This window comes from Staphylococcus saprophyticus subsp. saprophyticus ATCC 15305 = NCTC 7292 (assembly GCF_000010125.1).
Lineage (GTDB): Bacteria > Bacillota > Bacilli > Staphylococcales > Staphylococcaceae > Staphylococcus > Staphylococcus saprophyticus.
This window is the reverse complement of sequence record NC_007350.1, coordinates 1,716,323-1,740,643: the sequence shown is the minus strand read 5'-3', so window position 1 is coordinate 1,740,643 and position 24,321 is coordinate 1,716,323. Positions and strand designations below refer to the sequence as shown.

Annotated in this window: 22 protein-coding genes and 1 pseudogene; 17 read left to right on the top strand and 6 right to left on the bottom strand. The window is 33.1% G+C overall.

The annotated features are described in order from the left end of the window. Positions 1-7: 7 nt before the first annotated feature. Positions 8-916 carry a COX15/CtaA family protein gene (locus SSP_RS08430; RefSeq protein WP_011303402.1) on the bottom strand — a complete coding sequence of 303 codons (909 nt, stop codon included), beginning with the start codon at positions 914-916 and terminating at the stop codon, positions 8-10. Between the two features lie 282 nt (positions 917-1,198). On the opposite strand from SSP_RS08430, the gene cyoE reads away from it, so the two are divergent. Together cyoE and SSP_RS08420 are read left to right on the top strand one after the other, a co-directional pair. Then, positions 1,199-2,110, top strand: a complete 912-nt coding sequence (gene cyoE, locus SSP_RS08425; RefSeq protein ID WP_002483654.1) for a heme o synthase — start codon at positions 1,199-1,201, stop codon at positions 2,108-2,110. Positions 2,111-2,134: 24 nt separating this feature from the next. Further along, the gene (locus SSP_RS08420) at positions 2,135-2,596 is read left to right on the top strand and encodes a DUF420 domain-containing protein (RefSeq protein WP_011303401.1); all 462 of its coding nucleotides are present in this window, start codon (positions 2,135-2,137) and stop codon (positions 2,594-2,596) included. Between the two features lie 96 nt (positions 2,597-2,692). Here SSP_RS08420 and SSP_RS08415 read toward each other — a convergent pair. After that, positions 2,693-4,950: pseudogene (locus SSP_RS08415) on the bottom strand (ATP-binding cassette domain-containing protein). A gap of 189 nt (positions 4,951-5,139) precedes the next feature. Here SSP_RS08415 and SSP_RS08410 point away from each other — a divergent pair. Together SSP_RS08410 and SSP_RS08405 are read left to right on the top strand one after the other, a co-directional pair. Continuing rightward, positions 5,140-6,189 carry a CAP-associated domain-containing protein gene (locus SSP_RS08410; RefSeq protein ID WP_011303398.1) on the top strand — a complete coding sequence of 350 codons (1,050 nt, stop codon included), beginning with the start codon at positions 5,140-5,142 and terminating at the stop codon, positions 6,187-6,189. A 17-nt stretch (positions 6,190-6,206) separates the two neighbouring features. Then, positions 6,207-6,641 carry a YlbF family regulator gene (locus SSP_RS08405; RefSeq protein WP_002483650.1) on the top strand — a complete coding sequence of 145 codons (435 nt, stop codon included), beginning with the start codon at positions 6,207-6,209 and terminating at the stop codon, positions 6,639-6,641. 129 nt (positions 6,642-6,770) lie between these two features. Here the strand turns inward: SSP_RS08405 and SSP_RS08400 are convergent, their stop codons facing one another. Next, on the bottom strand, positions 6,771-7,694 hold the full coding sequence (locus SSP_RS08400) for a glycerophosphodiester phosphodiesterase (protein WP_011303397.1): 924 nt from the start codon (positions 7,692-7,694) through the stop codon (positions 6,771-6,773). Between the two features lie 131 nt (positions 7,695-7,825). On the opposite strand from SSP_RS08400, the gene SSP_RS08395 reads away from it, so the two are divergent. Next, positions 7,826-8,077, top strand: coding sequence for a YlbG family protein (locus SSP_RS08395; RefSeq protein ID WP_011303396.1), 252 nt, complete (start codon positions 7,826-7,828; stop codon positions 8,075-8,077). Between the two features lie 110 nt (positions 8,078-8,187). Here SSP_RS08395 and SSP_RS08390 read toward each other — a convergent pair whose 3' ends face one another. Continuing rightward, complete coding sequence (locus tag SSP_RS08390) at positions 8,188-8,577, bottom strand: DUF7147 family protein (RefSeq protein ID WP_011303395.1); 390 nt, start codon at positions 8,575-8,577, stop codon at positions 8,188-8,190. A gap of 69 nt (positions 8,578-8,646) precedes the next feature. On the opposite strand from SSP_RS08390, the gene rsmD reads away from it, so the two are divergent. Then, entirely contained in the window at positions 8,647-9,189 is a 543-nt protein-coding gene (gene rsmD / locus SSP_RS08385; protein WP_011303394.1) for a 16S rRNA (guanine(966)-N(2))-methyltransferase RsmD, read from the top strand. Between the two features lies 1 nt (position 9,190). After that, entirely contained in the window at positions 9,191-9,676 is a 486-nt protein-coding gene (gene coaD / locus SSP_RS08380; RefSeq protein WP_011303393.1) for a pantetheine-phosphate adenylyltransferase, read from the top strand. A 381-nt stretch (positions 9,677-10,057) separates the two neighbouring features. Here the strand turns inward: coaD and SSP_RS08375 are convergent, their stop codons facing one another. After that, positions 10,058-11,191 carry a nucleotidyltransferase gene (locus SSP_RS08375; protein ID WP_011303392.1) on the bottom strand — a complete coding sequence of 378 codons (1,134 nt, stop codon included), beginning with the start codon at positions 11,189-11,191 and terminating at the stop codon, positions 10,058-10,060. Positions 11,192-11,317: 126 nt separating this feature from the next. On the opposite strand from SSP_RS08375, the gene SSP_RS08370 reads away from it, so the two are divergent. From SSP_RS08370 to pheT, 6 genes are all read left to right on the top strand, one after another. Further along, positions 11,318-11,866, top strand: coding sequence for a YceD family protein (locus SSP_RS08370; RefSeq protein ID WP_002483644.1), 549 nt, complete (start codon positions 11,318-11,320; stop codon positions 11,864-11,866). Between the two features lie 80 nt (positions 11,867-11,946). After that, positions 11,947-12,120, top strand: a complete 174-nt coding sequence (rpmF, locus tag SSP_RS08365) for a 50S ribosomal protein L32 (protein ID WP_011303391.1) — start codon at positions 11,947-11,949, stop codon at positions 12,118-12,120. A gap of 133 nt (positions 12,121-12,253) precedes the next feature. Then, positions 12,254-13,195: a M23 family metallopeptidase gene (locus tag SSP_RS08360; RefSeq protein ID WP_011303390.1), complete on the top strand. Its 942-nt coding sequence runs from the start codon at positions 12,254-12,256 to the stop codon at positions 13,193-13,195. A 26-nt stretch (positions 13,196-13,221) separates the two neighbouring features. Then, positions 13,222-13,962 carry a TrmH family RNA methyltransferase gene (locus SSP_RS08355; protein ID WP_011303389.1) on the top strand — a complete coding sequence of 247 codons (741 nt, stop codon included), beginning with the start codon at positions 13,222-13,224 and terminating at the stop codon, positions 13,960-13,962. 332 nt (positions 13,963-14,294) lie between these two features. Then, positions 14,295-15,353, top strand: a complete 1,059-nt coding sequence (gene pheS, locus SSP_RS08350) for a phenylalanine--tRNA ligase subunit alpha (protein ID WP_002483641.1) — start codon at positions 14,295-14,297, stop codon at positions 15,351-15,353. Beyond that, on the top strand, positions 15,353-17,755 hold the full coding sequence (gene pheT, locus SSP_RS08345) for a phenylalanine--tRNA ligase subunit beta (protein WP_011303388.1): 2,403 nt from the start codon (positions 15,353-15,355) through the stop codon (positions 17,753-17,755). The genes pheS and pheT overlap by 1 nt, the downstream gene beginning before the upstream one ends. Positions 17,756-18,054: 299 nt before the next feature. Here the strand turns inward: pheT and rnhC are convergent, their stop codons facing one another. Continuing rightward, positions 18,055-18,987: a ribonuclease HIII gene (rnhC, locus tag SSP_RS08340; protein ID WP_011303387.1), complete on the bottom strand. Its 933-nt coding sequence runs from the start codon at positions 18,985-18,987 to the stop codon at positions 18,055-18,057. 308 nt (positions 18,988-19,295) lie between these two features. Between rnhC and zapA the strand changes: the two genes are divergently transcribed. The 4 genes from zapA to SSP_RS08320 all read left to right on the top strand — a co-directional run bounded on the left by zapA (position 19,296) and on the right by SSP_RS08320 (position 24,265). Continuing rightward, on the top strand, positions 19,296-19,565 hold the full coding sequence (gene zapA, locus SSP_RS08335; RefSeq protein ID WP_002483638.1) for a cell division protein ZapA: 270 nt from the start codon (positions 19,296-19,298) through the stop codon (positions 19,563-19,565). Then, on the top strand, positions 19,562-20,083 hold the full coding sequence (locus SSP_RS08330; RefSeq protein ID WP_011303386.1) for a CvpA family protein: 522 nt from the start codon (positions 19,562-19,564) through the stop codon (positions 20,081-20,083). Before zapA ends, SSP_RS08330 begins: the two co-directional genes overlap by 4 nt. Positions 20,084-20,194: 111 nt before the next feature. Further along, positions 20,195-21,907: a DNA polymerase/3'-5' exonuclease PolX gene (polX, locus tag SSP_RS08325; RefSeq protein WP_011303385.1), complete on the top strand. Its 1,713-nt coding sequence runs from the start codon at positions 20,195-20,197 to the stop codon at positions 21,905-21,907. A 9-nt stretch (positions 21,908-21,916) separates the two neighbouring features. Then, a complete protein-coding gene (locus SSP_RS08320) occupies positions 21,917-24,265 on the top strand; it encodes an endonuclease MutS2 (RefSeq protein WP_011303384.1) in 2,349 nt (782 codons plus the stop codon). The last annotated feature ends 56 nt before the right edge of the window (positions 24,266-24,321 follow it).

The window sequence follows — 24,321 nt, the reverse complement described above, 5'->3', positions numbered from 1 at the left end:
ACGTTAATTATCCGCCACTTCGAATTGTACGTAACATTAATATGATAAAGTATGCGATTAATCCGAAGAGTAATGTAATAAACAATGCATGTAACAATGCGATGAATAAATTAACTTCAGTAATAATGGATAATGCGCCTGTAGTTACTTGTAAGATAACTAAAATAAATGCCGCTGTATAACCGTAACGAATTGTACGATTTTCTCTATAATTGTTTACGGCGTGGATAAATGTAATTAAAATCCAAATAAAGGCAATGAGTGCCATACCTCTATGTGTTAAATTTACCCAATCCTGAACATTATGTGGCATTAAATCATTAAACGGTAATGGCCATTGACCATACGCTAAACTTGCTTCTTTATGTCTTACTAAAGCACCTGTATATATCGTCATATAAACAATGAGTGCCATAATCCATGTATAAATTCTCAATGGTTTTCTAATAAACAATTCATCAGCTTCATATTTACGGTCAACTTCATATATAATTAAAGTTAATACAAATACAGATGAAAAGGAAATTAAAGAGATACCAAAGTGAAGTGCTAATACATATGCATTTTGTTGCCACATTACTGCTGCCGCACCAACTAAAGCCTGAATTAGTAAGAAACCAACACTAATACAAGATAATGGTTTAACTTCTTTGATATAACCAATATGTTTCCAAGCAACAATAACCAACCATAAAACGACAATTAATGATAAGCCAGATACTGCACGATGACTTAATTCAATTAATGTTTGGATTGGTAAATTTTGAGGTAAGAACGCGCCATGACAAAGTGGCCAGTCAGATCCACAACCATCTGCTGAACCTGTTTTTGTTACTAACGCGCCACCAAGTTGAACAAAAGCCATTATGACTGTTGCTAACACAGATAACCATTTAAGGTTTTTTTTGCTAAACAAGAATTAACCCCCCACTTTAAAAATATAATAATGAAAATATTTAATTACGCCCAGTAGTGCTAAAAGCAACTTAGGTATACATAATGATACATCTCATTTATATATTTTTATATGTTCATAAATCTTAAATTTTATTATAACAATAAATAGCAAATAAAATGTGTCACAAAAATGACTTTTTGCTAATGTCGATAAAGTGTCACAAATATCTTTACATTAATGTAGTCAATTGAACAAAATTAATATATCATTGTATTATATGAAAAAAATAGGAGGGAAATTATGAACAAAGAACAAACTTTGGCGCATAATTCTAGCCGTGTAACTTTTAAAGAGTTACAGCAAATCATCAAAATGGGCTTGGTTCAAGGGAATTTAATTCCTGCATTTGCTGGATCATGGTTAGCGATTGTGTTGGCAAATCATTCCTTCCTCTCGTCAATACCACAAATCTTAATGATGTTAGTGGGCTCTACGTTAATTATGGGGGGCGCATGTGCTTTAAATAATTACTACGATCAAGATATTGACAGTATCATGCCAAGTAAACAACAGAGACCTACAGTTAATGAAAGAATTTCAAATAGAAATTTATTAATTCTCAGCTTTGGAATGATGCTCATAGGGGAAGCATTACTATTTGCACTCAATATACCTTCAGGCGTTATTGGTCTATTGGGCATTGTTGGTTATGTATCATTTTATTCAATTTGGTCTAAAAGACATACGGTTTGGAATACAGTCATAGGTAGTTTTCCAGGAGCAGTTCCACCGCTAATTGGTTGGACAGCGATAGAAGGAAATATAAGCTTAGTAGCCGTTGCACTATTCTTAGTTATCTTCTGTTGGCAACCGATTCATTTTTATGCTTTAGCAATTAAACGTAAGGATGAATATTCATTAGCAAATATACCAATGTTACCATCAGTTAAAGGATTTAATCGTACGAGAGTAAGTATGTTTTTCTGGTTAGTTGTCTTGTTACCACTACCATTCTTATTAAGTAGCTTAGGTGTTACATTTATTGTGTTAGCTACTTTATTAAATTTAGGATGGCTTTACTTAGGATTAACAAGCTTCAAAAAAGATACAGATCAAACAAAATGGGCAACAAAAATGTTTATATATTCACTAAACTATTTAGTCGTTTTCTTCGTACTCGTTGTTGTCATCTCGCTCATTCAAATGTTTTAATAACTTATGATAAGGATGTATTATATGAACTTACCAATTTTACCCACAATCAGTACAAGCTTTATTGTAATTAGTGCAATCCTTATTGCAATAGGTTGGCGTCAAATATGGAAAAGAAAAATTGAAAGTCATAAAAAGGTAATGTTGGCTGCAGCATTTTTTGCACTAGCATTCTTTATCATTTATGCTTCAAGAACAATTTTTATAGGTAATACTGCATTTGGTGGTCCAGATTCTATCAAAATTTATTATACAATTTTCTTGATTTTCCACATTAATTTGGCAACAATCGGGGGCATTTTAGGACTTGTACAAATCATTACCGCCTTTAAAGATAAATTTAAGGTACATAGATTTGTTGGACCTATAGCATCGATTGTCTGGTTCTGTACAGCTATTACAGGTGTAGCTGTATACCTATTGCTTTACGTATTATATCCAGGTGGCGAGACAACATCGCTACTTAAAGCAACGTTTGGATTATAATAATCAATAAATAAAGCGTTAGTTTTTTAAAAGGCATATAAGAGGAGTCATCTCAATGAGATGACTCCTCTTTGTTTTGAATAGCTAACAAGACAATTAGCGTTCTGTATATCTTTTTAAGTGCTTGGCTGTAAGCGACGCATTTATTTGAAGTAAACCTTGAGGTTCCCCTTGATAAAGTAATTGGCCCCCTTTTTCACCTGCAAATGGGCCGATATCAATAATCCAATCAGCATAAGTCATCATCGTTAAATTATGTTCTATAATAACAACTGTATTGTGTTCATCGATGAGTCGTTTAAAGCAATCTATTAATATGGGGATATCATCTTCATGTAAACCAGTCGTTGGTTCATCAAAAACAAAGATATGTTGGTGGACAGTCTTTGTTAAGTATTTACTTAATTTGACTCTTTGTACTTCGCCACCAGACAATGTATCAAGTGTTTGTCCCAATGTCATATAGTTTAAACCAGTTGATTTTAAAGCTTGGAGTGGTTGAGCGATATCCTTATTTTTATTGAAAAAGGTGATTGCTTCATCAACCGTTAATGCTAAAATATCAGCAATATTATACCCCTCCACTTTAACATCTAACACTTCTGGTTTGTATCGTTTACCATGACAAACATCACATGTTTGTGTGAAATCTGGCATAAAGGCTAGCTCTGTTTTGATAATGCCTTTACCGTGGCATTCAGGGCAAGCACCTGCAGAATTATAGCTAAACAACGATTTCTTTAAACCGGTTACTTCACTAAAATATGAGCGCACATCATCAAATATATTTAAATAAGTCAATAAATTGGAGCGACTCGAAGCATGCGCTGGTTTTTGGTCTATAAAAATGGTGTCTGCTAGCGCTTCTAAACCTGTATGGATTAACGAACTTTTACCAGAACCTGCAACACCAGTTACGACAGTCATAGCTTGTTCAGGCAGTGTCACAGTCATATTCTTAATATTGTTACGAGAAACATTCTTTAAATTTATGAAATTTGAAGCGCTTAAATTCGGTGATTTTAATTGGTGCATTCTGCGCAAAGCATCACCTGTATGTGTTGTTGAATTGAGTAACTCATGATAACTACCTGTAAAAGTAATGTCACCACCATATTTGCCAGCTAAAGGACCTAAATCAATAATATAATCGGCTATTTTTATAACATCTGGGTCATGTTCGACTACTAAAACTGTATTCCCTTTATTTTTCAAGGACAGAATAATTTCATTAATACGCTGAATATCTTCTGGATGAAGTCCAATACTCGGCTCATCAATAATATATACTAAATCACTCAACGCACTGTTTAAATGTCTAATGAGTTTAATTCTTTGTGATTCTCCACCTGATAAAGAGGTGGATTCTCTAGATAAAGTTAAATAATTTAAGCCGATATAACTCAATGATTCTAACTGCTGTTGCAATGGTTCAATAATGACATTTGCTTTTGGTGAATCAATTTTTTTGATGAATTTTAAAGCATCATCAATTGATAAATTTGTAAAATCAGCAATATCTAAGTTATTGATTTTACACTTTAAAACTGAAGTGCTCAGTCTTTTTCCGTGACAAGTAGGGCATTTTTTAGAAGTAACCACTCTATCAATCGCTTCTTTAAATTTATTTTTTCAAAGTTGTCATTCAATAAAAATGAACGTCTAAATCTATGGATGAGACCTTCAAATTTTGCAGTCTTAGGCCAGTTTTCTGGTGGGTGTTTAATTTTCATTGGCTTAGCGTACAAGAAGGTATCTAGTTCTTCTTTGGTAAAATGTTTTAATTTTTTATCGTTGTCAAACAAACCAGAATATAAATAGCGTTTTCCTCGCCAACTATCTGGTCTGAAAGAAGGGAAACGTATCGCATCTTCATTGAGCGATTTATTAAAATCTAATAATTCATGTAAATCAATGTCCTCAACGTAACCAAGCCCTGAACAAGTTTCACACATACCTTTAGGATTATTAAATGAAAAGATATCTGAGTAACCAACAAACGGTTTGCCAATTCGTGACCAAAGTAATCTCACAGATGCATAGATGTCCGAGATTGTACCGACTGTAGAGCGAGAATTTCCACCTAATCTTTTTTGATTTATAATCATTGCCACTGGTAAATGTTCGATTAAGTCGACCTTTGATTTTGAAAATTGAGCTAGTTGATGTTGTATGTATGTTGAGTAAGTTTCGTTTAAAAGCCGTTCTGATTCTGCGGCAATTGTATTAAACACTAAAGAAGATTTTCCTGAACCCGAACGCCCAGTAAAAACAGTTATTTGATGTTTAGGTATATCAACAGAAATATTTTTTAAATTATTTTGCTTTGCGCCATGTATGCGTATCATTGACATGCATTTTCACCTCTTATTTCATAGTATACCCAAAGTTGAGTTGTGTATTACCTTAATTTGTAATAGAGCGTAATATGTTGAAAATCTGTCGTATTTTACAATATACTTCTAATATTACGACGGCATGCCTTGTTTGTGATATATTGAAACATGTACAATAAATGAAAGAGAAGTATAGGTGGGTGAGCGATGAAAAAATTAATAATTAAAATTATTGGTGTACTGTTATTAATATGTTTCTTGATTTACCTTTTTTACTCACCACGTTTAAAGTTTGATGTTTTGGAGAATCCTAATAAAGATTCAACGAAGACTACTCAAAATGAAAATATTAATAAAAATGAGGAATCAGTTGAAAATCCGATGCCAAAAGAAGGTATCGGTACGTGGGTAGGTCAAAACCTAAAAAAACTTACAAATACATATGGGCAAGCTGAACGGGTTTATTCATATAAAGGTGATTTTAAAAATTATATATTTAAAGAGCATAATCAATATTATCTTGTTACAACAAAGCATAATATTATTAAATCTGTGTACGCAACTGGTAAAGATGCAAAAGTCGATCCATTAAAGATTTCCGATAATGCATCACATGTTTTTGAGAAATACAGTATTAATCCTGAACCAACGATTAAAGTTGATGGTAAAGAATATGAACTTGAATTATCTGATTTAGATATGAAGACGCAAACACTTATAAAGTTTAAAAATATTTATGCACAAATTTATATTGACCAACAATCAAATGAAATTGTAGCTGTTAGATATTTAGATAGCGAAGCCTTAGCAGCCTTTAAACCATATCAAATGTTAAGTTCTCAAGAAGATAAAGAAGTTCAAAGTGAGCATGGTGATTTGCCCTATGAGCAAAATTCAAATCAATTGATGACATTATATGAAATTACAAATGAAATGAGAAAGTTAAAGGATGCCAAGCCACTTAAAATTAACAATGATATAGCTCATATTGCATCATTTAACTTGTATGAAGCTACAGGGACTGATAGTGTTGAATTTACAGAAGATGCTTTAAAACAACAGTTGAATGAACAAAAAATATCATTTGTCTCCACGAGTCAAAACGTAGGATATGATTTTAATGAAGTACCTACGTTGATTCATAGTTGGTTAAATTCGGATATCCATAGATCAAGGATGTTAAATTCAAAATATAATGAAATGGGTGGCGAAGTAACAAATGGTTATTACACACTTATTTTCGTAGAGGATAAATAGAAAGGAGATGGACGACGATGATTACAGAAGAAACTTTAACAGTGCTAGATGAAATAGAAATGCTCAGTGATAAAATATTACAATCTCGATTATATAAAGCATACAAAACAGCTGAACAGACATTAGCCAATGATGATGAAGCGCATCTACTTTATCAAGCTTTCTTAAAATCTAAAGAAAAATATGATGAAATTATGCGGTTTGGTAAATATCATCCAGATTATCAAAGTGTCATGTTAGAAACACGTAAACGTAAACGTGCATATGAAATGCTTGATGTAGTGATGGATTATAAACAAAAAGAAGTTGCTTTGCAGGAATTGATAGATCAAGTTATTGTGAAAATTGCTTACGCAGTTTCTGAGAATGTGAAGATTGAAGCGGGCAATCCATTTTTCCAAAAAGAATCAGGTGGTTGTGCCACTGGCGGTTCATGTGGTTGTTCATTATAAAAGATAGATTGGAATTTTTAAGAAAATAGTAAAGGAGGCAGAGCGCTAACAGGACTCTGCCTCCTTTTTTGTGAATTTAATCAGATATTGAAATCATTGTAAATAGCACTTGTCGTTTATTTTATAATATTATTTGGGATACGTATTTTTAAATCTTTCTGCTAAATCAGGTCGATCAGTGACTAAGGTATGTGCACCATAAAAGATTAAATCATTCATCATATCTAAATTGTTAACACCATAGTAGCCTGGAACGATATTTCGTTCGTTTAACCATTGTATAAACTTGGGCGATGTTAGCTTAATCCCGTTAAAAGAAACAGGCATTTGAAACGTATTCGCACGAGGTTGGAAAGTATTGCCAAGACCTGTGAAGAATTTCAATACGCCTTCAGCTACTTCATTTTGACTTGCACCAATCGCCACAGTACCATGGCTAATTATATTAAATCTTTCAATTTGTTGACTGTGAAAACTTGTCACTAAAACGCGTTTTTGTGCATGGTGTGCAACGATGACTTCATAAATGATTTCTGGCGCTAATTCACCTTCTTTGCTTTTGGGGTCATCTTTTAAATCCACATTAATTAATTGATTTGGATAATGTTCTAATAATTCATCAAATGATAATATTTTGGCATCTTCATGTCCACGATAAACTTTAGTCCCATTAATATCGGTGAATCGATAACCTGCATCTAGTTGTTTTAATTCTGCTAAGGTGTGTTCAGATACTTTACCTGATCCATTTGTAGTACGATCAACAGTAGCATCATGAAATACTACAAGTTTATGGTCTTTCGTAAGTCTGACATCTGTTTCAAAACCATCTATATCATGTGCGACTGCATTATCAAAAGCAAGCTTAGTTTGCTCTGGTCTGACAGCCATACCACCTCGATGTGCAAAAATATATGGTGCAGTTCTAGAAAAGAAAGGTGGTATACTTTGATTATGCGGTTGTGTTTTATATTTATTAATAAAAATTAAACTTCCTACCAAACCGACTGTGCCTAAAAATCCAGCTTTAATTATGTTATTAATTTTTGTCACGAGCCTTCCTCCTCAAATTTGGGTATATAGAGTAATATAGCAAAAGTTCATGCTACATCAAAATAATTATTATTTATAAAATGGAAAAGCCATGATATTATATAATAGCTAATAAATGGAGTGATGAATAAATGAATATTGTACCAAGAACAAGTATAATTATATATCTAAAACATATGAAGCATGAAAGACAAGTACGTAAATTCGGGCATATTGTCAGTACTAATAGACTAGAGAGATTTGTTGTCATGTACATTAATGAAGACGAAGCGGATCAAGTTGTTGATAAATTAATGAGATTAAAATACGTGAAGCATGTTGAAGGTTCACCTTATAAATATTTGAAGAAAGTTTATGAGAAAGAACAGCATGAAGTTTTATAATATGAACTTAACGATACTGCTGCACACTGACTGAAGCAGTTGCTATATCAGCGTTAACAATAGAAAAGCCACAATAGTATATGCAATAGCTATAGTGGCTTTTTGTTATATTATTGCAAAGGTGGAATCCATCTTTGTAAGCGCAAGACACTTGTTAAATAATTAAAATATAATTCAGTGTCGTGAAATCGTTCGGCGGGCTGGACGTCAACAGCTTTTATATTGACGTGATATTTTTCAGCCTGGTTATTTATCAGTTCAAATTTTTTATTGGAATCAGGGTAAGGGTATTTCACTGCGTTAAGCATAATATACATTGCTTGGAAATGTTGTTCACTGGTTGGTTGCATGATGATAGCGACAGATGAACGTGCGTGTGCACAATTTGGAGAATGAAAATAAACGATATGTGCTATACGTTGGTGGTTATATTCTATTAATGTATTAAATTCGAATAAATCTGTAAGGCCTTCTCCGAGCTTTATAAATGATTGTTTCAAAATACGATGCCTCCTTATCTGCAGTATGCATTATATAAAATATATTTTGAGAATGGAAGTGTAAATCATATGAGAGTAATTTCTGGAATACATAAGAGTAAGGCGCTTGAGAGTTTAGAAGGACGCAATACTAGACCGACAATGGATAAAGTAAAAGAAGGTATATTTAATAGTTTACACGAAGTTTCTGGCATTGGTCTTGATTTATTTGCTGGTAGTGGAGCACTTGGAATTGAAGCATTATCTCGAGGCATTGACCAAATGATATTTGTTGATCAAAATTTTAAAGCTGTAAAAGTCATTAAAGCAAATTTAAAAAACCTTAATATTGATACACAAGCAGAAGTATATAAAAACAATGCTGATCGTGCTTTAAAGGCCTTAGCCAAACGAGAAATACAATTTGATGTAATATTTTTAGATCCTCCTTATGAAAAAGGGTTAATTGATGAAGCATTGGAAGGTATTGCAAAGTTTAATTTATTAAAAGAAAATGGTATTATCGTTTGTGAGTTTAAACATCATGAAAAAATCAAGATGGAGCCATTCCATGAGATAAAACGTTATCATTATGGTTTGACAGACACTTTGTTATTAGAAAAAGGAGATTAATATGTCTACAACTAAAGCAGTCATTCCAGGAAGTTTCGATCCGATTACATATGGTCATATCGATATCATAGATAGAAGTGCGGATCGCTTTGATGAACTACATATTTGTGTATTGAAAAATAGTGGTAAGTCAGGCACATTTTCAATAGAAGAACGTATCGCGCTGATTGAAGAATCAGTGAAACATTTGAATAACGTAACAGTTCATCATTTCAATGGTTTATTAGTCGATTTTTGTGACAAAATTGGAGCAGAAACGATTATAAGAGGATTAAGAGCTGTGAGTGATTTTGAATATGAATTAAGACTTACATCAATGAATAAAAAATTAAACAGCAATGTAGAGACAATGTATATGATGACGAGTACAAATTATTCATTCATCAGTTCTAGCGTTGTGAAAGAAGTTGCAGCATATAAAGCAAACGTTTCAGACTTTGTACCTGTACATGTTGAAAAAGCGTTAAACGAAAAGTTTAAAAAATGATAAAGAACCACTTACCAACTTGTTGGTTAGTGGTTCTTATGCAATTGCAAGGCAATTGTAAACCAAAGTAGCTTACCAACTTGTTGGTTAGTGGTTCTTATGCAATTGCAAGGCAATTGTAAACCAAAGTAGCTTACCAACTTGTTGGTTAGTGGTTCTTATGCAATTGCAAGGCAATTGTAAACCAAAGTAGCTTACCAACTTGTTGGTTAGTGTTACACAGTAGCTGACTGAAGCTAAATGCACACAAGCATGTTTTTTAGCATTCTAGTCAGCCTTGTGGGGGCGGGACAACGAAAGCATTATTAAAAAGCTGATTTCTGTCCCGGTCCCTTATGCAATTGCAAAGCTAAATGACCATGCTTGGTATTTTAATCCGTATCAAATCCGTATCACCGGTGTATTAAAGTCGTTTGCAGTTTGACCTGAAATAAGGTTGTAAATTTTAGTAGCATGTATCTCATTAGTAAATAAATTTGCGTTTTGTTTATTGACTTGCGTCACAAAGTTTCTTTCTGGAAACGATTTTTTAATTTGTTTTAAATACTGTTGTCCACGTTCAGACATGCCTAGGATACGCACAGCGTTAATTGAGGCAGGCTCATCATGTTTTTTAAAATTTAAAAGTATATTCATAAGTAAACGCTGAATGTGCGTATAGGTATAACGTTTCGTTTTTAATAGCGTCATTAAATGTTCAAAACTTGTCGCTTGTTCAATAGTTTGAAGTATGCGATTTTCAATGCCTTCACTCATGGTATAAATCTGTGCTAATGATGTGGCATCTTGGCTTAAAATTGCATATTTTAAATAATTGAATGTATCCTCAATAGAGATATGAGGTCGTTCATAGTGCTTATGTATCTCACATGGTACGACATCTTTCCAAAGATCCGTTTGATTCATTAATGATTGACGAATAGAAGTGCCGCTTGCAAATGTTTGGTGAGAGATTTCATTATCGTGATGGGCAGACTGAAATCGGGAAATCGTCCATGGTTGTATTGATGGTGCGTATGTTTGGATTGCTCTCACATAAGAAAGGCCTAATGTATTGTTGGGCGATGATAGCAAGTCATTATCAGTAATCAGTTCGCTTAAGATTCTTGGGTAGCTTTTGCCTTCTTTTAATTTTTCTAAAAATAGAGGTGATTGCTCAATTTTATCAATAGACTGTGCCAATGATAGAAAATCATCCATATTACCCGATTCGCTTCCAAATGATAAATGAGAAACATTTAAATAATCTGCTATCTGCACAGCTGTTTTTGCGAAATATTGACCTGCAGACACTGATGCATAAGCTGGAAGCTCTACGACAAGGTCGACGGCACGCAATGCCATTTTTGCACGAGTGAATTTATTGTAAATTGCGGGTTGGCCTCTCATCACAAAGTTTCCACTCATGATTGCTATGGAAATGTCAGAGTTGGTTATTGACTTTGATTGTTGGGCATGGTATAAGTGACCATTGTGGAAGGGATTATATTCAGTGACTAGTGCAACGCTTTTCATTTGCAATTCTTCCTTTCAGAATTCATTATAGATATTGTAACAGATGTAACTGTGTTAAGAAAAAATCTTGACAACTTATATCTATAAAGTTAAAATAAATTTTGTGCTTGTTAGAGGTGAAGCCATATGAAATGGTCAATAACACAATTAAGAAAATTCCAAGATAAACCTTTTGAATTCCATCAAACGGTTAATTTTGATCATTTAGTAAAATCATTAGATTTAATAGATCTATCAGATATTGATGTTGAAGGTGAATTAACCGTCAGATCAAGTGAAGTCATTGCAGATATGCATTTGACTGGGACGTATACGATGTCTTGTGCACGTACTTTAGTTCCTGTTGAAGTTCCTATTGATATCAAGTCTCAAGAGATTTTTGATTTAGAAGGATATGAGCAGTTTGAAAATGATGAAGATGAAGATGAACATTACCATGATGCAACAGACGGTATGATAAATCTAAAAGATATTGCTGAAGAACTAGTTATTATTGAAAAACCAATGCGCGTTTTTTCAAAAGAAAGCGATCAGATGTTACGAGAAGGTAATGGTTGGGAAGTTATTGACGAAGAACAAGCGGTTGAAATTGCGAAAGATAAAGCATCTGCTGAATCAGAGCAAATCGATCCTAGGCTTCAAAAACTACAACAATTATATGACGAAGAGCAATAGCGGATTTAGATAATCTATAGTATAATGGATTATTGAATCTGAAAATATCTATTTAGTGTTTGAATATAAGGAGGATTATCATGGCAGTACCAAAAAGAAGAACGTCTAAAACAAGAAAAAATAAACGTCGTACGCATTTTAAAATTTCAGTACCTGGTATGACTGAATGCCCAAATTGTGGAGAATACAAATTATCTCACCGTGTATGTAAGAACTGTGGTTCATACAAAGGCGAAGACGTTGTATCAAAATAATTTCATTTAATTATTAGGCTATATGATAGCCTAATCTAATCGTTCATTAATTATTCACTTGATAATTTTTGAACGATTTTTTATTTTAGTGATAGTTACTCTATATATTCAACTGATAGGTTGTGTGAATCATATGGAAACAATAAATGCACAAATAATTATAAATAAAATTGAAGATCACGATGCGCAGTGGCTTTATCATCATTTTAGTGAATCATTTCAAGAAGTTTCATCTTTTGAAGAACTTGAGAAATTACTAAGTAATTATAATGCACTTAGAGGCGAAAATAATTTATATAGACATCTCAATATTAATCGACAAGATGAGTACATTTGGTTTGATAATAAAATGGCTACAGGTGCAAGTGTCACATTAAATAAGTACCAAGAGATTGTTGGAATGTCCTTATTGCCAATTGGTCATAACCATAATGCGAAACATACTAAATATAGCTATACCATTCCAATTAAAGAACCGTGCTTAGTTTATTGGGGTGGAGATAATGAATTAACGAATGACCATCATCGATTTAAACAACAACGTCATGCTTTAGATTTAGTGAGAGTTAAAGATGGTTATACATATAAAGGAAATCCAAATGAATGTGAGAATTACTATAGCTATGGAACATCAATCGTAGCGCCTGCAAATGGAGTAGTAGAGGCGATTGTAGATGGTATACCAGATAACTTACCCGGTGATAGTAATACTGTCCATCCAGAAGGTAATTATATTATTATTAAACATGGGCGTAATGAATATAGTATGATTGCACATATTAAACCATATTCTTTTAAGATTGAAAAAGGTGATATGCTATTGCAAGGACAACACATAGCAGAAGTTGGTAATTCAGGTAATACACCAGAGCCACATATACACTTTCAAGTTATGAAAGATAAGCATATTCAAGCGACACAAACATTAAAAATTCAATTTCAAAATGTTACAGCGCTTGTCAAAGGTGATATAGTAACATATAAAGGTGATAGTATTGTGGTAAAAGAAAAACACGAATTGTCTAAATTAGCAAAAGGCATACGTTCGAACATTACACACCTATTCAAAAGTTGAAAATAAATATATAAAGAGGCTATGTTATGGAAATAATAACTTCAGCACAAAATAATAAAATAAAAAATGCAAATAAATTAAAGAAAAAACGTGAGCGAGATAAGACCGGTCTTGCACTTATAGAAGGCTATCATCTTATAGAAGAAGCTTATAAAAGTAAAATCAAGATTCAACAACTCTATGTTGTTGATGCGGATAGAATACATGATGATATGATAAGTTATGCAGAAGAAGTATTTGAAATTAATTTAAAAGTTGCAGAAGTATTATCGGGAACTGTTACACCGCAAGGATTCTTTGCTGTTATTGAGAAACCTATCTACGAAAGTAATAATGCGAAGCAAGTGTTATTAATAGATTGTATTCAGGATCCAGGTAACTTAGGTACGTTAATCCGTACAGCTGATGCTGCAGGTTTAGATTTAATCGTGTTAGAAAAAGGAACTGCAGATCCGTATCAAGATAAAGTAATGCGTGCAAGTCAAGGTAGTGTATTTCACATACCTATTTTAACGACAGAGTTAAGTGGTTTTATTGCTGATTTTGAGGGCGATGTTTATGGGACTGCGTTAGAAGATGCAGTTGTATATAATCAAATACCTAGTCAAGAGACATTTGCTTTACTTTTAGGTAATGAAGGTGAAGGCGTTAATGACAAATTACTCAGTCAAACAACGCAAAATCTAACAATTCCAATTTATGGTAAAGCAGAAAGTTTAAATGTTGCAATAGCAGGTAGTATTGTGATGTATCATTTGAAAGGTTGACCCTATCATAAATCATCGTATATAATAAATGTAATGATATTTAAATATGAACCCATAAAAAGACGTAAACTAAGTAGATACAGAAGTAAAAGGGAGATTATCCACGACTGAAAGATAATCCGATGTAGTTAGTTTTTTTCACCTTTTTGGTTACTTAAAGAAATTTAAGTCGGAAATCATTTCCGTTATCAATGACAACAAGTGTATGCTACGGCATAAATTTGGGTGGTACCACGGAAGACTTCGTCCCAGTTTTAAGGGATGGAAGTCTTTTTTTATGCAATTTTAAAATATAAATATAACAACTTAAAATTCAAGTAGGAGGGCTAAGTATGGCACAAACAGAAGCTATGGCTGAAATCAAGCAGCAGGCATTAGTCGATATTAATGAAGCTCAAAATGAAAAAGCGTTACAGGATGTAAAGGTTAAGTATTTAGGAAAAAAAGGTTCAGTTACTGGATTGATGAAACATATGAAAGATTTACCGAATGAAGAGAAACCTGCATATGGTCAACAAGTAAATGAAGTTAGACAAACGATTGAAAAGGAAATTCAAGCACGTCATGAATTACTGGGTAATGAGCAGTTAGAGCAACAATTGAAAGAAGAAAAAATAGATGTAACATTACCAAGTCGTAAAATTGCGATTGGTGCTAAACATCCGCTCACAAGAACCATCGAAGAAATTGAAGATTTATTTTTAGGTTTAGGTTATGAAATTGTTGATGGTTTTGAAGTTGAACAAGATTATTATAACTTTGAAGCGTTAAACTTACCAAAATCACATCCTGCCAGAGATATGCAAGATAGTTTTTATATAACGGATGAAATTTTAATGCGTACACACACATCTCCAGTACAGGCTAGAACAATGGAAAAACGCAATGGTGAAGGCCCAGTTAAAATTTTGTGTCCTGGTAAGGTTTATCGTCGTGATTCTGATGATGCGACACATAGTCACCAATTCACTCAAATTGAAGGGTTAGTTGTTGATGAAAATATTAAAATGAGCGATTTGAAAGGTACTTTAGAATTATTAGCTAAACAACTATTTGGTGAAGATAGAGAAATACGTTTACGACCTAGCTATTTCCCATTTACAGAACCTTCTGTTGAAGTTGATGTATCTTGTTTCAAATGTAAAGGTGAAGGTTGTAACGTATGTAAGCATACGGGTTGGATAGAAATATTAGGTGCTGGTATGGTTCATCCTAACGTTCTTGAAATGGCAGGCTTTGATTCAAATAAATATACTGGTTTCGCTTTTGGTATGGGACCAGATCGAATCGCTATGTTGAAATATGGTATTGAAGATATACGTCATTTCTATACAAATGATGTACGTTTCTTAAGTCAATTTAAAGCAGTAGAAGACAGAGGTGAAAAATAATGTTTATTTCTAAAGAATGGTTAGAGTCATATGTAGAAATTAATGAACAAGTTAATGTACTTGCAGAACGTATTACACGTACTGGAATTGAAGTTGACGATATTATTGATTATACAAAAGAGATTAAAAACCTTGTAGTAGGCTATGTACAATCCATAGCTGCACATCCAGATGCCGATAAACTTAATATATGCCAAGTTGATATTGGTGAAGCGGAGCCAGTACAAATCGTTTGTGGTGCGCCGAATGTAGATGCAGGCCAAACAGTGATCGTTGCAAGTGTTGGTGGCAGATTACCTGGTGGTGTGAAAATCAAACGTGCGAAATTACGTGGAGAACATTCTGAAGGTATGATTTGTTCATTACAAGAAGTTGGGGTGCCTAGTAATTTAGTACCGAAACAATTTGAAGATGGTATATTTGTATTTTCAACTGAAGTTAAACCGGGAACAGATGCATTAGATGCATTATATTTAAATGATCAAGTGATGGAATTTGATTTAACACCAAATAGAGCAGATGCATTAAGTATGATTGGTACAGCCTATGAGACTGCTGCACTATATAATGTTCCAATGACGAAACCTGAAACACAAAGTACAGAAACAAGTGATCAAACAAATGATGAAATTAGTGTCAACATTCAAAATGAAGATAAAGTACCATATTACAGTGCACGCGTAGTGAAAAATGTAACAATTGCACCTTCTCCAGAGTGGATGCAAATGCGTTTAATCAAAGCTGGTATTCGCCCAATTAATAATGTTGTAGATATCTCTAATTATGTATTAATTGAATACGGTCAACCGTTGCACATGTTTGATCAAGACCAAATTGGTTCCAAACATATAGAAGTGAGACAAGCTAAAGCTGATGAAGAGATGACAACTTTAGACAACCAGGAACGTCAACTAAAAGAAAATGACATTGTTATAACAAATGGAGAAACACCTATTGCGATTGCAGGTGTAATGGGCGGAGATTTTTCTGAAGTTACAGAAGCAACGAAGCACGTTGTAATAGAAGGCGCTATTTTTGATCCAGTATCCATAAGACATACATCACGTCGATTGAACTTAAGAAGTGAAGCATCTAGTCGCTTCGAAAAAGGTATTGCAACTGAATTTGTAGATGAGGCCGTTGATAGAGCTTGTTACTTATTACAAACCTATGCTGGCGGTTCAGTAGCACAAGGACGTGTTTCTCAAGGTGAACTTGGATGTTTCGTTACACCAATTGATATTTCAGTTTCAAAAGTGAATCAAACAATCGGTTTTGAACTCAGTGCTGAAGATATTGAATCTATATTTGTTCAATTAGGTTTTGAAACAACTAAAAATAAAGATGTACTCACTGTCATGGTGCCTTCACGTCGTAAAGATATTTCAATTAAGGAAGATTTAATTGAAGAAATCGCACGTATCTATGGTTATGATAAAATCCCTTCAACATTACCTGTATTTGATCAAGTAACACATGGCGCGTTAACAGATAGACAATCTAAATCAAGAATAATTAAAGCGACATTAGAAGGTGCTGGATTAAACCAAGCAATTAATTATTCACTTGTAGATAAAGACAGAGCAAAAGATTTTGCATTACAAGAACGTGAAACAATTGACTTACTCATGCCTATGAGTGAAGCTCACTCAACTTTACGTCAAAGTTTAATCCCGCATTTAATTGATGCAGTTGCTTATAATGTGGCACGTAAAAATAGCGATGTGCGATTATATGAATTAGGTAGCGTATTTTTTGCGAATGGTGAGGATGAACTTCCTGATGAAGTAGAATATTTAAGCGGTATTTTAACAGGTGATTATACAGTTAATCACTGGCAAAGTAAAAAAGAAACGATTGATTTCTTCGTTGCTAAAGGTATCGTTGATAGAATCGCTGAAAAGCTAGATATCCAATTTGAATATGAAGCTGGAGAAATAAATGGACTGCATCCAGGTAGAACAGCTTATGTGGAATTAAATGGCGAAATTGTTGGTTTCGTAGGTGAACTACATCCTAAAACTGAAAAGGACTATGACCTAAAACGCACGTATGTCTTTGAATTAAACTTTGATAAATTAATGTCAGTATCCGTTGGTTATATTAATTATCAAGCAATTCCAAGATTCCCAGGCGTATCAAGAGATATCGCATTAGTGGTTAATCGTGCAACACCATCAGCCAAATTAGTAAACATCATTCATGAACATGGTGGCAATATTTTACAAGAAGCAGAAGTTTTCGATGTCTATGAAGGTGAACATATGGCAGAAGATGAAAAATCAATCGCAATCCGTTTAGCTTATTTAGACACTGAACAAACATTAACGGATGATAAAGTGAATGCTGTACATGAAGCCATATTAGAGGCTTTAAAATCAGAGGGTGCAACGATTAGATAATGATTCACAAACATATATTTTAGATTTGATTTTGTAATATAAGATAAGGGAGTAGGATAGAAATCAAATTTTCTAATAGAAATTTCGAAGTCTCACCTATGCAATCAAGGCAAGGATGACTCGGATAAAGGTTTATTTGAGCTAAAGCGCATGCATAAGTCTAACTAGACTTTTTACGTGGCATACTGATGCTTTTGCATAAGAAGTGAGACATTACAATTTCAATTTCAATTCAGTCATCTACTCCCCAATTGAAAAAGCGCCTTAGACATCTATTTATGTCTAAGGCGCTTTTCTATTTAATCATTATATTTTTTTTGAACTAAATTTTCAGCTTTTTTACGATTGGCAAAATGTTTCTTGGAAATAGAATCAAGGTAAGCTATGCCTTTGCGTTCAATTATTTTAGCTGCAGTTAAATCTACTTTATTACTCGCTCCTTTAGGAATGTCTGTTTTAACTGATTGAGTTAAACGATCCATATGTTTAACGAATGCATACCTTGAAATAATACTTGCAGCTGCAATTGCAATGGATTTTGATTCACCTTTAGTCTCAAATTTCGTTTTATTACTGAATGGTAAGTCACTTAAGGCATAACGTTTATAAACACCTGCTTCGGCAAATTGGTCAATAACGATATAATCTAATTCAGTGGTATCAATTTTTTGAGTGACATTTTTGATCGCTTCATTATGCAATACAGCCTTCATCTTAACTTGAGACCAACCTGCCTTTTGCTTTTCATTATATTTCTCATTATTCATGACCAATAATGAGTGGGGGATAAAGGTAACGAGCTGTTCGGCTAGTTCAACAATTTTTGTATCTGTTAATTTCTTCGAATCATCGACTCCTAGCGCTTTCAAGATTTGTACATTTTTATGTGAGACATAGGCAGCACATACGGTCAATGGTCCGAAATAATCGCCACTTCCTGCCTCATCACTACCAATACATTGAAATTGGTTATATGAAATCGTTTGTTTGGTTGTTGAAGCTTTCTTACTGGATGGTTGTGATTTAGTAACATTAGGCAACAACTGTGCAGCGATACGTTCTGCATCCTTGCCTTGAAACATCACTTTGTTTGAATTATATATTGAAATAGAAGTTCCCTTGTATTTTGTTTTTGCTTTCATACCTTGGGATAGCTGTGATGTTTCAAAGGGTATTTTTGACATTAATTGCTGTATATCTGAATTGGTTAATTTATGTACAATATTTGTCATGTACGGTACCTCACTTTTTATATGAATAACTTATGTATTTAGACATTGAACATCATATCATATGTATGTAAGTGGTGTTAGGAGATAAATATATGATATTTTAATTATTGAAAGAAAATTTTAATTGTTATCGATAAAAAATAGCATTAATAACAAATATTTCTTGTATAACAATTCTCACCTCTTACAAAATAATATTATGTCGTGTATAATGGTTCGTGAATATTCTAAAATACTAAATTACATACTTAATTGAAACAGATAGGAAAATAAGTTCGGAAATATATTAAAAAGTCAGGAGTTATGATATGGGCGAGTTTAAAAATCGGATTAACGTAACTATAAATGATCAACATTATACTATTGTCGGTGAGGACAATCCCGAGCATATCCGTTACGTTGCGCATTTAGTAGACGAAAGACTCAAAATGTTAGCTAGTAAAAGTGCTGGATTAGATACGACGAGAAAGGCGATACTTACAGCTGTCAATATTATGCATGAAAAAGTTCAATTAGAAGAAGAAAACCTTCGTCTGCAACAAGAAATAAAACAATTGAAAAATAGTGAAGACAAATGATTTTAGATTTGATTGTTCTAATTATTTTTCTTTATATTGGAATGATTGGCTTTAGAAGAGGTGCTTGGTTAAGTGCTTTGCATTTAACTTCTACTTTGTTTTCGTTATGGATTGCACAAAGATTTTATCATCAAATTGCTCAGCGATTAGAATTATTTATACCATTTCCCAAGACACGTGCATTTGATTTGAATTATGCCATTCAATTTGATAATATACACCAACGATTTGATCATATCATCGCATTTTTAATTATTGCGATCCTTACTAAAATCATATGTTATGGTATTATAGTGATTTTTGATAATGTGTTAAAATTTAAGCGTCCTAATGTCATAAGTCGAGTGATTGGTGTGATAATGAGTCTGATTTCTTCAATCATTATCAGTGCTACATTGCTTTACACTATTTCGTTGTATCCATTAGAAATAGTGCAACAACAGCTTATAAGTGGGGAAATCTCAGAATTTTTAATATTACATACCCCCTATATATCCAACTATGTTGTGAATATATAGCGTGTTATAGATTAGAATGGTCTTATAAAATATAGGAGGTCAGGACACAATTAATTTACTGAATGCGTGCTACAGTAATCTGTCTTGACCTTTTTTTATGGAGTGAAAATAATGACAAAAAAAGATATTATTCAATTACTAGAAAAAATAGCGACTTATATGGAATTAAAAGGTGAAAATACGTTTAAAGTATCTGCATATAGAAAAGCTGCACAAAGTCTTGAAATGGACGAACGTACGTTAGATGAAATTGAAGATGTGACTGAATTAAAAGGGATTGGTAAAGGTGTAGGAGAAGTGATTGATGAATATCGTCAGTCAGGCCAATCAAGTGCATTAGAAGCATTGCAAAAAGAAGTTCCTGAGGGACTTATTCCTTTATTAAAAATACAAGGTCTTGGAAGTAAAAAAATTGCAAAGCTATATAAAGAATTAAATATTGATAGTAAAGAAGCACTGCAAGTTGCTTGTGAACAAGGAAAAGTTAGTGAGTTAAGTGGCTTTGCTAAAAAGACAGAACAGAATATCCTTGAAGCTGTAAAAGCTTTAGGCGCTAAGAAAGAAAAATATCCAATCGATCAAATACGTGGTTTAAATAGTGAAATTAATGACTATTTAGCTACAGTCAAGGATATAGACAAATACGAAGTCGCTGGTAGTTATAGAAGATATAAAGAAATGAGTAAAGATTTAGATTATATTATTAGCACAGATCATCCTACTTCAGTTCAACAGTCATTATTAAAAATGCCTAACATTGTTAAGCAAGTAGCAGTAGGTCAAACTAAGGTATCACTTGAATTAGCTTATGATGATGAAACGATAGGTGTTGATTTTAGGTTAATTGAACCTGCAGCTTTCTATCATACGTTACAACATTTTACAGGTTCAAAAGATCATAATATTAGAATACGACAATTGGCTAAAGAACAAGACGAAAAGGTAAGCGAATATGGTATTGAACAAAATAATGGGGAAATCATTCAATATCAAAGCGAAAAAGAAATATATGAACATTTTGGAGTGAATTGGATAGAACCTGCATTGAGAGAGGACGGAAGTGAATTTGATAAAAACTTAGATAATATTATCAAACTAACAGATATTCATGGTGATATCCATATGCATACGACATATAGCGATGGTGCATTTAGTATTGAAGATATGGTAAAAGCGAACATTGAGAAAGGTTATGAATTTATGGTGATTACTGACCATTCTCAAAGTTTGAAAGTTGCGAACGGCTTATCAGTCGAACGTTTATTGCGTCAAAATGAAGAAATTAAAGCACTAAATGAAAAATATAAGGAAATTGATATATACTCAGGTATAGAAATGGATATCTTACCTGATGGTCAATTAGACTATGATGATGAGATATTAGCGAAGTTAGATTATGTCATTGCTGCGATACACCAAAGTTTTAATCAGTCGCAAGAAGAAATCATGCGCAGATTGGAAAATGCTTGCCGTAACCCTTATGTACGCCATATTGCACATCCAACAGGTCGCATTATAGGTAAACGTCCTGGCTATGAACCAGACATAGATAAATTATGTCAACTTGTAGAAGAAACTAATACCATTTTAGAAATTAATGCAAATCCAAAACGTTTAGATTTAAATGCAGATACAGTTAAAAAACATCCAAATATACAGCTAACTATCAATACTGACGCACATCATGTCGAACATTTAGAATTTATGAAATATGGTGTTGCAACGGCACAAAAAGGATTTGTTACAAAAGATAGAGTGATTAATACAATGTCTCGAGAAGAATTTAAATCATTCGTTGAGAATAATATTAAACTGAAGAAATAGAGGGATTAGATGAGACAGAAATCTTTAAATGTCTTAGAATTCGATAAAATAAAAGCATTGATAGAAAATGAAACAATCAGTGATTTAGGTAAAGAAAAAGTTGTAGATATGGCACCGGCAACTGATTTTAACACGGTTGAATTTCAAATGAACGAAACAGATGAGATTTCACAAATTTATAACAAACATCGTATGCCTAGTTTAAGTGGATTAGCTAAAATATCCACGTATATTCATAGAGCGAAAATCGGTGGTGTACTCAGTGTTAGCGAATTAAATGTCATTAAACGCCTAATACAAATCCAAAATCAATATAAAACATTTTATAATAATTTATTAAATGAAGAAGAAACTATTAATTACCCTATTCTTAACGATAGAATGGAGCAACTGCCTGTATTGTCAGATTTATATCAAAGTATTCATCAAAAATGTGATACTTATGATTTATATGATAATGCAAGTTATGAATTACAAGGAATTAGAAGTAAAATTTCTAGTACGAATCAAAGAATTAAACAAAATTTAGACAAGATTGTTAAGAGTCAAGCTAACCAGAAGAAACTATCTGACGCGATTGTCACTGTACGTAATGAGCGAAATGTAATTCCAGTGAAAGCAGAGTATCGCCAAGATTTTAATGGTATTGTTCATGATCAGTCTGCTTCTGGACAAACCTTATATATTGAGCCCTCATCCATTGTAGAGATGAGTAACCAAATAAGCCGTTTAAAAAATGATGAAGCGATTGAAAGAGAACGCATCTTATCCGCATTGACAGTAGAAGTAGCTGAAGAAGCAGATGCATGTTTAATTTCAGAGTCAATCATGGGCCAAATTGATTTCTTAACAGCCAAAGCACGCTATGCAAGTTCAATTAAAGGAACCAAACCACAATTTACAAAAGATAGAACAGTTTATTTACCAAAAGCTTTTCATCCATTACTTGATAAGCAAACAGTTGTTGCGAATACAATTGAATTTGCACAAGATATTGAAACAGTTATTATTACAGGTCCAAACACCGGTGGTAAAACAGTTACATTGAAAACATTAGGCTTAATCATTGTTATGGCACAATCAGGTATACTTATCCCGACATTAGATGGTAGCCAATTAAGTATTTTTGAAAATGTATACTGTGATATTGGTGATGAACAATCTATTGAGCAATCACTTTCTACTTTCTCTTCACATATGAAGAATATTGTTGAAATTTTACAAGATACAACTAAAAACAGTTTGATATTATTTGACGAGTTAGGTGCTGGAACTGACCCGAGTGAAGGTGCTGCACTAGCAATGAGTATTTTAGATCATGTTCATGAAATAGGCTCATTAGTTATGGCAACAACGCATTACCCAGAGTTAAAAGCATATAGCTATAACCGAGAAGGTGTAATGAATGCCAGTGTCGAATTTGACGTCAATACATTAAGTCCAACCTACAAATTATTAATGGGTGTACCAGGACGTTCAAATGCATTTGATATTTCTAAAAAACTTGGGTTAAATATGAAAGTCATTCAAAAAGCAAAATCAATGATTGGCCAAGATGAGCAAGAAATTAATGAAATGATTGCTTCATTAGAATCTAATTCAAAACGCGTAGATGAACAACGTATCGAGTTAGATTATTTATTAAGAGAAGCACAAGATACACATGATGCTTTAGCTAAACAATACGAACAATATCAAAATCATGAAAAACAATTGATGAATGAAGCAAAAGAAAAAGCGAACCAACGTGTGAAATCAGCTACAAAAGAAGCTGACGATATATTAAAAGAACTGCGTGAATTGAGAGACCAAAAAGGTGCCGATGTAAAAGAACACGAGCTCATTGATAAGAAGAAACAACTTGATGATCAATACGAAGCCAAATCCCTAAAACAAAATGTTCAAAAGAAAAAATGGGATGAAATCAATGCAGGTGATGAAGTTAAAGTGCTAACTTATGGCCAAAAAGGCGAAGTTTTAGAATTGATTGATAATAATGAAGCGGTTGTTCAAATGGGTATTATTAAGATGAAATTACCATTAGAAGACTTAGAAAAAACGAAGAAAACGAAATCGGAACCAACGAAAATGATTAAACGAGAAAATCGTCAAAGCATTAAAATGGAACTCGATTTACGTGGCTATCGTTATGATGAAGCAATGGTTGCTGTAGATCAATATTTAGATCAAGCTGTATTGAGCAATTATGAGCAAGTTTACATTATTCATGGTAAAGGTACAGGTGCATTACAAAAAGGTGTGCAAAATCATTTAAAACGACATAAAAGTGTGGCATCATATAGAAACGGTATGCCAAGTGAAGGTGGATTTGGCGTTACCGTTGTAGAAATAAAATAATTGTGAGCAAGAGGTATGCAGATTTGTATAAAGTCTGTTATAATTTCTTCATCATT